The sequence below is a fragment of the Flavobacterium luminosum genome, assembly GCF_023635005.1.
In the GTDB taxonomy this organism is placed as follows: Bacteria; Bacteroidota; Bacteroidia; order Flavobacteriales; family Flavobacteriaceae; genus Flavobacterium; species Flavobacterium luminosum.
Genome location: NZ_JAMLJM010000002.1, coordinates 19140 through 32108, shown reverse-complemented (window position 1 = coordinate 32108; position 12969 = coordinate 19140). Strand labels below are relative to the sequence as shown.

11 protein-coding genes are annotated in these 12969 nt (G+C 33.8%); 2 read left to right on the top strand and 9 right to left on the bottom strand.

Going from position 1 to position 12969, the window contains the following annotated elements; genetic code table 11:
• Positions 1 to 5: 5 nt before the first annotated feature.
• The 7 genes from NAT50_RS03285 to NAT50_RS03255 all read right to left on the bottom strand — a co-directional run bounded on the left by NAT50_RS03285 (position 6) and on the right by NAT50_RS03255 (position 8154).
• Positions 6 to 1490: a carboxypeptidase-like regulatory domain-containing protein gene (locus NAT50_RS03285; protein ID WP_250591475.1), complete on the bottom strand. Its 1485-nt coding sequence runs from the start codon at positions 1488 to 1490 to the stop codon at positions 6 to 8.
• A 6-nt stretch (positions 1491 to 1496) separates the two neighbouring features.
• Positions 1497 to 2918, bottom strand: coding sequence for a CsgG/HfaB family protein (locus tag NAT50_RS03280; protein WP_250591473.1), 1422 nt, complete (start codon positions 2916 to 2918; stop codon positions 1497 to 1499).
• Positions 2919 to 2992: 74 nt separating this feature from the next.
• Entirely contained in the window at positions 2993 to 3439 is a 447-nt protein-coding gene (locus NAT50_RS03275) for a curli production assembly/transport component CsgF (RefSeq protein ID WP_250591471.1), read from the bottom strand.
• A 10-nt stretch (positions 3440 to 3449) separates the two neighbouring features.
• A complete protein-coding gene (locus tag NAT50_RS03270; RefSeq protein WP_250591469.1) occupies positions 3450 to 4175 on the bottom strand; it encodes a curli production assembly/transport protein CsgE in 726 nt (241 codons plus the stop codon).
• A 10-nt stretch (positions 4176 to 4185) separates the two neighbouring features.
• Positions 4186 to 4686, bottom strand: coding sequence for a hypothetical protein (locus tag NAT50_RS03265; protein WP_250591467.1), 501 nt, complete (start codon positions 4684 to 4686; stop codon positions 4186 to 4188).
• Positions 4687 to 4748: 62 nt separating this feature from the next.
• Positions 4749 to 5564, bottom strand: coding sequence for a hypothetical protein (locus NAT50_RS03260; protein WP_250591465.1), 816 nt, complete (start codon positions 5562 to 5564; stop codon positions 4749 to 4751).
• A 400-nt stretch (positions 5565 to 5964) separates the two neighbouring features.
• Positions 5965 to 8154 (bottom strand): glutamine synthetase III family protein, encoded by a 2190-nt coding sequence (locus NAT50_RS03255; RefSeq protein WP_250591463.1) that lies wholly within the window; start codon positions 8152 to 8154, stop codon positions 5965 to 5967.
• A gap of 187 nt (positions 8155 to 8341) precedes the next feature.
• Here NAT50_RS03255 and NAT50_RS03250 point away from each other — a divergent pair, with 187 nt between their 5' ends.
• Positions 8342 to 9295, top strand: coding sequence for a TerC family protein (locus NAT50_RS03250; RefSeq protein ID WP_250591461.1), 954 nt, complete (start codon positions 8342 to 8344; stop codon positions 9293 to 9295).
• Between the two features lie 7 nt (positions 9296 to 9302).
• Here the strand turns inward: NAT50_RS03250 and NAT50_RS03245 are convergent, their stop codons facing one another.
• Positions 9303 to 10130, bottom strand: coding sequence for a universal stress protein (locus tag NAT50_RS03245; protein ID WP_250591459.1), 828 nt, complete (start codon positions 10128 to 10130; stop codon positions 9303 to 9305).
• A 124-nt stretch (positions 10131 to 10254) separates the two neighbouring features.
• Entirely contained in the window at positions 10255 to 10848 is a 594-nt protein-coding gene (locus tag NAT50_RS03240; RefSeq protein WP_250591457.1) for a uracil-DNA glycosylase family protein, read from the bottom strand.
• 88 nt (positions 10849 to 10936) lie between these two features.
• On the opposite strand from NAT50_RS03240, the gene NAT50_RS03235 reads away from it, so the two are divergent.
• On the top strand, positions 10937 to 12790 hold the full coding sequence (locus NAT50_RS03235) for a DUF4139 domain-containing protein (RefSeq protein ID WP_250591455.1): 1854 nt from the start codon (positions 10937 to 10939) through the stop codon (positions 12788 to 12790).
• Positions 12791 to 12969 lie beyond the last annotated feature (179 nt).

The window sequence follows — 12969 nt, the reverse complement described above, 5'->3', positions numbered from 1 at the left end:
TCACATTATTTCCAATCTGGCATAAATCCATTGGTATATAGTGTTGTTCTACTATTATTTACTGTTAAACTTACTTTTTGAATGTATCTTGTCGAAATACCATCATTGGAGGTGTTCATAAAAATTAGTTCGGACTCGTTAGGTGAAAATCTAACATCATAATCATTTGTACCAGCAGGTTTCGCGACATTAAGTTGCGTACTTAATCCTGTCAAAAAGTTGTATAGGTATATGCAATTATCCAACTGTCTATAATCTGGTGACTGATAACCGGAATTATCCATGGTATAAATCAATTTTTGATTATTTACCGAAAAATGCAAGCCTCCTACAGCCCCTACCACTCCAGTAAGTATTGTACTACTGTAATTTCCAGCTGAATCTAAAATGATAATTTCAGCATTATACCCGTTGATATCATTGGTCTTTAAAGCAATGAGCGAATTATCATTACTCCAATCGCATTCTGAGATAAACTTACCCGAATCAGCCTGATACAGTTGTACAAGACCACTTCCATCTGCATTAATCCTGTAGAGTTTATCAAAATATGGATAAATGATCTGACTACCATTACCACTCCAAGAAAACGTTACATGATCCATATTGAATCCAGCAATGGGAACAGAATTGGTTATTTTTAACACATCGCTACCATCTGGTTTCATGGTAAAAATATGTTCTTGTCCTCCTACCGATTTAATAAAGGCAATTCGGTTAATTTGAAGATTCCGTTTGGGTCTATAACAATTGGAAGTACTGGAAGTTATTTGAAGTTCTTGACCCGATTCGTTAGCCGTAAAAATAACATTATTTCCTTCTATACGTCGGGTAAATAAAAATCTAGCGTTAGGAAAATCTAATGTTCTAAAACTGCCTACAGCACTCAAAACAGACGGATTGACCCCATCAGAAACAGCAATTTGCCAATAATATTTTGTAGAATATTTTAAATTAGTAAGGTTGTATGAACTCTCTTTTAAATCTGAAATTGTGACAATCGAATTGTCTTTATCATTCCGTAATGTTAAGGTGTATTGTAACGGATCACTTTCAGGATCAGTGGCAGACCATGTTAAGGTTACATTTAAAGGCAAATCTACACTATTGTCTGTTGGTGTTTTCAACACCGGAGTTGTAGGTGGTTCATTCACCTTTTCTTCTGGTTTAAGCTCAAAGACTATTTCTATGACTTCATTTACTAGTATTGTTCCACTTTCGAATCTAGCCACATAGCCTTCTTTTTGAGCCTGGAAAGAATAGGTTCCCACCGGGATATTTTGCATTGTGAAATTTCCTGTAGAATCGGTAAAAACGATACTGGTATTTGGATTTGATGAGATTTTCACATTGGCCAACGACTCAAAAGTACCATCTCTGACCACTCGACCTTTAATGGTTCCGGATCCTCCTTCATCGAACGATTCTTTACTACAACCTAAAATTAAAATGAAGACTACTGAAATGACTATTTTGGAAACTATTTTCATACCCCTTTACTTTGATTGGTTTAATAACTCTTGGAAATTTGTATCAATAATTTCTTTCTTCTGTTTTGTCTTTCTCTGACCAAGATAAAAAGTCAATCCCAGTCCTGCTCTCAGAAAAGAATCATATTCTTTGCCTTGTGTTAGATAATCAATATTATCAAAACTGGTCACATTTTGTTCTGCAAATAATTTCAAACCTACATTATCCGAAGTCATATATTCCAGTCCTCCGCCAAATTGAAATTTAAAGAACTTGTTTTCAAATTTACTATTGGAATTATAGCCTACACCTAAATATAAAAAAGGAGTCAACTTATCGAATGGCAAGAGATTTGCTTCCAAATTCAAATCTGCTGAGGCGTACCCTACCTCTAATTTATCTTTATTCCCTAACCAATATAAATGTGTCGATCCGCTGAGATAAAATGTTTGGGAAAGTTGGTATTTCAAAGCGGCTTTCATCATGGGTCTAGGTTGAGGATGAGGATAATCATCATTGACCAAAGTAATTCCACCGGCACCTTCTATTCCGAAAACACCTCTTCTTTCATACAAATGTCGGCCATAGAGCTGTGTTTCTTCCGCTACTTTTTTCTCTCTGTCGTAATCGTTAATCAACTCTACTATTTTAGAAGCTGGTACATTAATCTGCCAAATATTGTCCTTGATTCCTTCAATAATCAATGCTTCCACAGCCTTTTCGATAGCTTCCGTAACTGCCATATGAATAGGTTCGTTTTTGGTATATCCGGTTTCTACCTCTAAAAGTCTCTTAAAATTCACATATCGAAATAAACTGGCATCTATGGCTTGTGACAAAATCGTTTTTGAAACATAAACCGTTTTAAGGACTTTTCCGTTGGAAGTGGAAACCAAACGCAGGTAAACGGATATTCTGTCCTGACGATACTTCGTTGAACCACCTGCTCCAAAATATCTTGCTCCGAAACCACCTGTTAGAATATTTGAATCATAAGAAATGATTCCTCCTTCTACCAAAACTCCAGCATATAATAAAGGGGTAAGTTGCGTCTCTGCAGGATTTGCATTTTTCGCATACTCCTGTCTGGTAGAACGGATGATATTACGTTCATTTAGTAAATTTCCTAGATTTTCTCTCTCTATTGGAACAAACCATTTGGAGTCTTCCAATGCTTTTATCAAAATTGTAGTGGCTCCTTGCGTAACGGCTGTACTAAAATTACTTCCATTGTCTGAAGGTTTATATTGCCCAGTTTGATCTCTGAATTTATAGACTCCAACCACTATGGGTTCTGCAGGCTTGGGCAGTGATTTTAAACTGACCGATGTCGCGGAAGATTCTCCTAATGTAGGTTTTTCTATTCCTAGAGGTTGATTAAAATATCCCCCACAACCTGAAAAAAAACTGAATCCAAGTATACCAAAAACTTTTATAAAATACTTCATAACAAGACTTTTAAAAACTTCTAAGCCATTACTGATTTAAACTCCATTATTATTTACTGATCTGATATTTATTTTTAAGGTATGATAACCTGTGTTTGCTCCCCTGTTGCGGTATCTAGTATATCAACGACCAAACCCAAGTTTGAGCTAAAAATTTCGACTGACAATGTTCCGAAAGTATACACACCTGGTTTAATCCCATCTGAACCAGTGCTTGAACCACCTGAACCTGAACCAATATTTCCTGTACCAAATTGTTCTTGAAAAAGGGACCTTGCCAACTGATTTAACAACTGACTGTTTAAATTCTCCGAAAAACGTTCCAATTCGGACTTTCTATTTAAGCGATCTTCACCTTCTTTATCTTTAAATAAATTTTGGGAATCGGCAGAATTCAACATCCATTGATAATTAAATGTATCTCCACCAAATGCAGGATTCTTTGGTTTATAAACTAAATCCTGAGAAAACATTGAAAGACTTGATAGTAAAAAAAACAGAATAGGTACTAGATTTTTCATAACTATAGTTCTAATATTGTGTGATGTATTTGCTCTCTTTTTCTATTTTTTTCAGATAATTGAAAACCCTGACAACGGTTTCCTCAGCCATTGCTTTGGTGAATTCTTCTTCCGGTCTGGAGATGAATTCATTTAAAATTTCGCTATCAATTCTCACTCTGATTCGCGTAGTTCGGGCATTTGCAATTTCTTCTTCAACAGTAATCACTTTAGAAGAATTGTATTTTAATTTTGAAAACTCGGTATAAAAAAAATCGTAAAAATCTTTACCAAATTTTGTCTTTGTTTCGTCTGAAACTATTCCTGTAATTTCAACTCCATCTCCCTTTTTTTGTGCTTCTTCTCTCGAATTTTGACTCTTTTCACCAAATACATACCTATCTTTTCCTATAAGTACTTTATCTTCATCATAAATAAGTAACAATACAATTAGTTCACTGTTCCCATCTGTGTTGATTTGCGTTTTGGATAATCTAATTCTCTGATCTCCTAAAAGCGAAAAAATTCCACCTTGCTGATTATTCGATTCATTATTCCCCTTACGAATTATGGAAAATTTGTAACTCAGACTTTGAAAAGTAGCTTCTGTTAGATTTTCAGCTACTGCGGTAATACCAATCAAATCTACCCCTTCCTCTACTTCAATTTTTGCTTTAACCTTTGTATTTGTGAATTGTGAAAAAACCATATTGAAAGAAAAAAGGAGAAAAAAAATATGGAGTAGCGATTGTTTCATAATCAATTTTTTATTTGTTAAGAATGATAATTTCTCTTGCATTCCCTTTCTGAAAAATGCTCAAATTTTCGACAATAGAATTAGTTCCATAGGTACTTAGTTTTAGATTATTCCCTAATTGAACAAAATTTAAATTTGTATTCTGATAACTGTGTAGCGAGTAATCTCTAACCTCATTGTTATTCCCTTGTTGGTATATAAATTGCATGGTTTGTCTATCATTTCTTAGCACATCAATTCTATTATTATCCCCCAATTGATTGAGTTGCGCGTTGAGATTCAAGGATTGTATATTAGCATCAACCGTATTAAAGTTTCCTATTTGTTTGATGTTCACCAAATTTTGAATTTCAATTGAATTCTGATTCACTTGTGGAATGATGTAATTCATCGCATTTTGATATCCAAACAAAACACCTTGATAAAAATCAGGTGTGTAGTTTTCATGTTGAGCCTTAATTGGAAAAACACAAAAAAATAGAAAAACCGATGTTATAAAAATGGTTTTCATTTGTTTATGATTATAAGAAAGGGTTTTCAAGTTTACCCTGAAAACCCTTGCATTGGTTTTATTTAATTATTTTGGTTCACCAAAGAAACATTTCCTGCACCCACCTGATTTACAACGCTAGTGTGGAATAAATTTTCTTGGTTTGTCCAGGCATAATTACTTGCACCATCTTGGGTGATGAATGACCAGTTGGCCACACCATCTTGAGTAGTTATTGCCATATTTCCTTCTCCGATTTGTAAATGGTTTGCAAGATTAGAATATCCAAATTGAAATTGATTTGAGATGTTATACTCTCCAAATTGAACAGCTACTCCCATATTACCTTCTCCAAATTGCATTTGATAAGAGTAATTCCCTAATCCATCTTGGAATGCCATTGCTTCATTTTCTATACCGTCTTGATCTATTTCAGCTAAATTTCCTTCGCCTAGTTGAAGAACAGTAGCAGAATTTCCAATTCCTAATTGATTTACCTGAGCAACATTACTTTCCCCATATTGATCTACATTGGATTGGTTAAACCATCCTGTTTGTGTAACATATGCTTCGTTACCTTCACCGTACTGATAAACATCCGAACCATTGGCAAAACCATCTTGATTCACTACAGATAAATTCTCAAGACCTATCTGCATTACTTTTGAACCATTAAAGTCTCCATATTGGTCAACATAAGAAGCATTGCTTTCACCTATTTGATCCACTTCAGAACCATTAAACCATCCTTGCTGTAAAGTGTTAGAATAATTTGTTAAACCAAATTGATCAACATCGGATCCGTTTCCTACACCGTATTGATTAACCACACTTAAATTAGCTTGAGCAAAAATGCTCGCCGAAAACAGCACCGAAATGCCAAAAATCACTTTTTTCATAATAAAGATATTTAGTTGTTTATAAATTAATTATTACTAAAAAGTATCAGAAAAGTCTTTTGGGGAAAACCTCCAGAAAAGGAGTCATTTGATTATTGGAACTAGTTTATCCTTATTGTTATTTCAAAGTTATATAAAACTTTTATTCGGTATAAATTTTAAAACAAAAATTAATATAAAACTCTGTAAATCAACAACTTTAGTCGACAAAACACATTAATTCTTACAGATATGATTTTAAAAAAATAAAACTCTTACAAAAGTTTGTCACCCAAACTGTTATGATGAATTCACTATTTTTAGTGATTCATGAAACAATCTCTCATAAAAATTCATTATGCTAAACAAAAAAGGCTGCCTCAAAAATGAGACAGCCTTTTTATTTATAAGACTATTCTATTTATTTTGTGAATAATAGTTCTCTATATTTTGTTAGAGTCCACATTTCGTCATCTACTAGTAATTCTAGTTTGTCGGAATGTTCACGGATAATTTCGAAATACGGTTTTACTTTTTCGCAGTATGCTTCCGCCATTTTTTCGGTACTTTCGAGATTGTTTGCTTTTTTACGCTCTTCAATCATTTTATCAACATTACTGTTGATTCCTTCAATATGCTCCGAAATTTCTTTGATTAATCCAATTTGCTCTCTAGCAATTTTTTCAAAATCCTTTCCAAAGATTTCTTTTAAGCCTTTCACATTTTCAATCAACACGTTTTGATAACGTATTGCAGTTGGAATTACATGATTTCTTGCAATATCACCTAAAACACGACCTTCGATTTGGATTTTTTTAACGTATTCTTCCAATTCAATTTCATAACGTGATTCTACCTCAACATGGTTCATTACACCCATCTCTCCAAATAGTTCTATCGCTTTTTTAGAAACTTTAGCCTTCAAAGCCTGTGGTGTTGTTTTATGATTGCTCAAACCACGTTTTTTAGCTTCTTTTTCCCAAGCCTCACTGTAACCATCACCTTCAAAAAGGATGTTTTTAGTTACTTTAATATACTCTCTTAATACATTAAAGATTGCTTCATCTTTTTTCAGTCCTTTTTCTTCAATTAAAGCATTCACCTCAGCTCTAAAATCATTCAACTGTTTGGCCACAATCGTATTTAGGGTTGTCATAGACACCGCACAGTTAGCCGAAGAACCTACAGCTCTGAATTCAAACTTATTCCCTGTAAATGCAAAAGGAGATGTTCTATTTCTATCCGTATTATCTAATAATACATCCGGGATTTTTCCAACGACATTAAGTTTTAAATCTGTTTTTTCTTCCGGAGATAATCTACCTTGTGTTACTCCTTCTAATTCTTCTAAAACTTTGGTTAATTGTTGTCCAATGAAAATAGAAATAATAGCCGGTGGCGCTTCATTCGCTCCCAAACGGTGATCGTTACTTGCCGAAGCTATAGAAGCTCTCATTAACTCTTCATAATCATGTACTGCTTTAATAGTATTGATGAAGAAGGTTAAAAACTGTAAATTGCTCATTGGTGTTTTTCCTGGACTTAATAAATTAACTCCCGTGTCTGTCGCCAATGACCAGTTGTTGTGTTTTCCGGAACCATTTACTCCTTTGAATGGCTTTTCATGAAAAAGTACTTTAAAATCATGGCGTTCTGCTACTTTTTGCATTACATCCATTAATAAGGAGTTGTGATCGATTGCCAAATTAGTCTCTTCAAAAATAGGAGCCAACTCAAATTGATTCGGCGCCACTTCATTATGACGCGTTTTGACAGGAATTCCTAATAACATACATTCATTTTCCAAATCGCGCATGTATTGTAATACACGGGTCGGAATAGAACCAAAATAGTGATCGTCTAATTGTTGTCCTTTAGCCGAAGTATGCCCTAACAAAGTTCTTCCTGTTGCCAAGATATCTGGTCTAGAAAGTGCTAAAGCCGAATCGACCAAAAAATATTCCTGCTCCCAACCTAAAGTAGCAGTAACTTTTTTTACATTCTTATCAAAATATTTTGCTATTTCAGTTGCCGCAGCATCCATAGCATTTAATGCTCTTAATAAAGGAGTTTTGTTATCGAGTGCTTCCCCGGTATACGAAACAAAAACTGTAGGAATACAAAGTGTTGTACCATATATAAAAGCTGGTGATGTTGGATCCCAGGCAGTATATCCTCTTGCTTCAAAAGTATTTCTTATCCCTCCGTTTGGAAAAGAAGAAGCATCCGGTTCTTGTTGCACTAACTGACTCCCTCCAAATCTTTCAACAGGATCGCTCCCATCTGGAAATGTTTCAAAGAAAGCATCGTGTTTTTCTGCAGTAGTACCGGTAAGTGGTTGAAACCAATGCGTGTAATGTGTTACTCCTTTTGATAAAGCCCATTCTTTCATACCCATAGCGATATAATCGGCCAACTTACGGTCAATTTTAGTTCCATACTGAATCGCGCTCTGCACTGCCTTATATGCTTCTGGTGTTAAAAACTGACGCATTGCTTTGTCATTGAACACGTTTGAACCAAAAATTGCCGATTTTTTGTCTAATTCTTCTACAAAAACAGGATCGCGATTAGTTGCTTTTTGTAAAGATTGGAATCTAAATGTTGTCATAAAAAGTGGATTTAAAAGATTATACCCTATTAATTTGATACAAAAATACAAAAAACAATAAAAAAACAATCAACTACCCCTTGTTTTTTTAGGGTATTGTATCAAAAAATATATTTTAAAGTTATTTAACCTTATTTTAAGGAATCCCTTTGGTAAAAAATTTATATTTGCAGAAATCAAAATTCATATGTTAGTCTGGGGATTATTTATTTTAGCGATCGTACTTTTTTTAGCGCTTGATTTAGGCGTATTCAACAAAAACCCTCATATTATCTCTAGTAAAGAGGCCAGTGGATGGACCGCTTTTTGGGTAAGCATCTCTCTTGCTTTCTCAGGAGTTATTTATTGGTTATACCAAAATAATTACGTTGCTAATCCTGATGATTTAAAACCTACAGCCGCCGTAATGAAGTATATTACGGGCTATCTAATAGAATTATCTTTAAGTGTTGATAATATTTTTGTTATCGCTGTTATTTTCGCTTCTTTCAAAATTCCTCAAAAATACCAACACCGTGTTTTATTTTGGGGTATTTTAGGTGCCGTTGCTTTCAGAGGACTTATGATTTACTTTGGAGTAATGATTATTAATAAGTTTAGCTGGGCTACTTATGTTTTTGGAGCCTTTTTGTTGTTTACAGCAATCAAAATGCTTTTCAACAGTGAAGAAGATGATTTTGAACCTAAAGAATCATTTATCTACCGAGTTATCGGCAAAATTATTCCTATCACTTCCGAAACAGATAAGGAGAAGTTTTTCATACAGACTAAAAGAGGACGAACTGCAACTCCGCTTTTCGTTGCTTTGATAGTGATCGAAGTAATGGACGTTTTGTTTGCCCTTGACAGTGTTCCGGCTATTTTGGCCATTACTTCGGATCCTTTTTTAGTATTCAGTTCTAATATTTTCGCCATTTTAGGATTGCGCTCTATGTATTTCTTCCTAGCTAATATGCTGGAAAAATTCAGCTATTTAGAATACAGCTTAATTGCTATTTTAACCTTCGTAGGAATCAAAATGTTGTTAGTACATTATTACAAATTCCCAGAGTGGGTTTCTTTAGGCTTTATTGCTGTTTCTTTACTAGTAGGCGTCTTGGTCTCCCTAAAAATGGGTGGCGAAGAAGACTTAGAAGAATAATAACCTTTTATTGTAATACCAGAACAGGAATAGCTACTTTGTGGGTTACTTTTTGGGTAAACCTTGTAGTAAACAACTCTTCTAGGAAATCTCTTTTATAGGTTACCATAGCGAGCATATCTATCTCTTGATGGGTGATAAATTCTTCAATGGTTTCGAAAACATCATCTGAAGGATATACAAAAAAGGAAACTTCGTGATTTTTGAATTCATTTTCCCATTGTGAAACAATCTGATGATCAAAATCAGCTTCTGTTTGCGCATGCATACATTTTATTCTAAGCCCTAGCGATTCAGCAAATTCAATAGTTGATTGCAGGGCTTTTTTATCTTTTTCTCTGAAGCGTGTCGTAAATCCTATGGTTTCTACTGGATCATTGACATCAAAATCTTTGGGCAACACAATTACAGGAACCTTACTAGAAATAATCACCGAATCTGTGTTGCTTCCTACTAATTTTGAGAAAAAATCTTGACCTCCAGAAGTAGCAACCACAATCATATCTACATTTTCCTTTTTAACGGTCTCGTTGATATTGTAATTCAAATCTCCCATAGAAAGTTTATGGAACAACGGCACGTCTTCTACATTGTTCTCCTCGGCTATTTTTCGTAGAACTTTCAAATTGTCTTTAAAAACTTCAAACTCATCTAAGTCGATTGTTTTATACAAATTAGAAGCATCAAAAGGGAAAGGCTGCATTGAAAGAATGGGCAGTTCGTAAGTATGCAGCAATAAAAGTTGTGCCTTATTTTTTTTAGCAATTTTTAAAGCATACAATACCGAATTATTGGCCATTTGAGAAAAATCAGTAGGAACTAGAATTGTTTTCATGATGATAATTTTTTTCTCTAATTTAGTCTAAAAATCTGACAAAAACAAACAGTTTACGCCCAAAAGCATTATTTAACCTATAAACAACACAATCTTAAATTTAACCCAACTGTTGCGACCAATCCTATATAAATTGACGGAACTGATTAACGAGTTGTGGAATTGTTACCGAACTTGCAGATGAGGTAGAATTTAAAATCACACACTCCATTTTTCTGTCATTCACAAAAATAGTAAAGGATTGTTCTGACTTAAGGCGAAAATTTGAAGGGAATTCTACTTTCAGTTGTTCCTGTTCAATGTATTTTAAAAAAGTTTGAGCGGCACTATTTTTGGCCGAAAAACCTAAGAGTAGTATTTTTTCCAATTCTGGATGGTTATTTACAATGGAGACAATATCTTGAAACTTCGTAATTTCGATATTAGCATCTAAAGAACTGTTGTTCTTCCTAATTATTTCCAGTGCCACATCATGAATTCCTAGGTTTAATTTTCTCATGATTTGCTTTCGCTCTTCAATAACTTGTACTGTATCTGAAAGACTTGCCTGCAATTCGATTCCCGATAATTCGGACATTACTTTCCAAAATCGGTTTTGCTTATTCGGATAATAAAACGGGAAAGCATGTCTTTTAGGGTGTGGCGGAAAACTTCCTAATGCCAAAGTTTTCATAGGATAAAAATCATAAAACCAATTGGGGTGGATTTCTACAGTCATGTGTTTTTATTAATATAATTGTATTGTTCTGTAAGAAAATTATAGTACATTAACCCTTTGAAAATTCAGCAATAACTCATCCTTTACTATGAAATATTATCTCTTACTTTTTTTCTGCACCTTTTCCTTGTTTGCAAATGAAATAAAAATTAAAGCAACAATCAAAGAAGTAACTGTATTTTCCAATGCTGCACAAATCAACTCTGAAGCATTAGTTAACTTACCCAAAGGCAACACTTTGGTTAAAATTACCGATCTTTCTCCGTATGTAAACCAAAATACCATTCAAATAAGTGGTTTAAAAGATCTTTCCATTCTTTCTATTGGATTCGAGACCGTATTTTATCCTAAAAGAGCCACTTCTGAAAAATTGAATCTTTTACAAAAAGAAATCGACTTGAAAACTAGAGAAATAGCGCTTTTAAGAAGTCAAATTAAAGGTTTAGAAGAAGAAGAGACTATTTTAACGCAGAATAAAAACCTTAGCAGTTCTCAACAATCGGTTACTCTTGAAAAAATACTAATCCATAGCAAACATTACCGTGAAAGAGTCCCGGTGATCAAAATGGAAATTTTTGATATTTCGAAAAAAATAGAATCTCTGGAAAAAGATTTATCGGCTATGCTATTAGAAAAAAACAAAATAAACAATGAGGAAAAAGAACAAAAAGGGGAAATCCTATTAAAATTATACAATCCCAATGAAACCGCCTCATTTAATCTAAATATTAAATACAATGTTTCTAATGCCGGGTGGGTACCTTCCTATGAAATTAAAGCCAAAAACACTCAAGATGCCTTACAATTTGCCTACAAAGCTCAAGTATATCAAACTACCGGAGAAAACTGGAATGATGTTAAATTGATTCTTTCTACTGCAAATCCAACAAACTCCAATGAAAAACCAACTCTGGAAAGTCATTATCTGAATTTTGTAAATAATTATAATAATCGCCAGTTAAGTCCTTCAAGAAACAAAAAATTAGTTTACAACCCACTAGTAAAAACCGTGACAGGAACTGTTTCTGATAAATCTGGCCCATTACCGGGAGTAAATGTAGTTTTAAAAGGAACCACTATTGGTGTACAAACCGATTTTAATGGAAATTATACTATTAAAGTTGAAAGAGGAATGGAATTAACCTACTCATTTATAGGAATGAAAGAGGAAACACTTCCCATATACAGTAGTACAATGAATGTAATCTTAGAAGAGAGTACAGCACAACTTTCCGAAGTAGTGGTGACAGGCTATAGTAGAAGTAGTGACAACTATGAAGAAGACAGCGTTCCTGAAAAACCAAAAGCAGAACTTGTTGACGAAAAAGAAATAGTTATTAATTCCGTTTTATTCCGAATTAATAAAAACTATAGTATTCCTTCTCATGAAACGCCTTCAATGATTGAAATAGATCGTTTTAGTATTCCTGCTGAATTTGAATATTTTTCCGCTCCTATTTTAAGTGAGAATGTTTATCTGACTGCTAAAATAAAAGACTGGACGCAATACGATTTACTTCCGGGAGATGCTACAATATATTTAGAAGGTAGTTTTGCAGGAACAACCTATCTTAATCCATTTCAAACCGAAGAAGAATTAGTCATCTCTATGGGAATTGACTATAATATAATCGTAGAACGAAAACAAATTAATGATTATAAAAACAAATCTTTGTTAGGAAGTACTTCCATTATCGACCGAAATTATGAGATTAACTTACGAAATAACAAATCTATCCCTGTAGACATTAAACTTTATGATCGTATCCCAATTAGTCAAAATAGAGAAATAAAAATCGAAAAAATCAATGTAAATGATGCCGAATACGATGAAGTAAAGGGTATTTTGTTCTGGAAAGTCAACATTCCGGCAAAGAACGCTATCAAAAAACAAATTTCTTATCAAATAAAATACCCTAGAGGCAGAAAAATTAATTTATAATCAAAGACACACTGCAGAAAATTAAAGAGGCTGTTTCTCTTTTGAAACAGCCTCTTTTTTATCCATAATTGCTTGGGAAATCTATTGTAAAGATCTCCGTTCGTAGCGATGCTTCGACAAGCTCAGCATAAGCGATATGCAATCTTCAACTTCAGCTTACGCTTTGTTTCAGATGCATC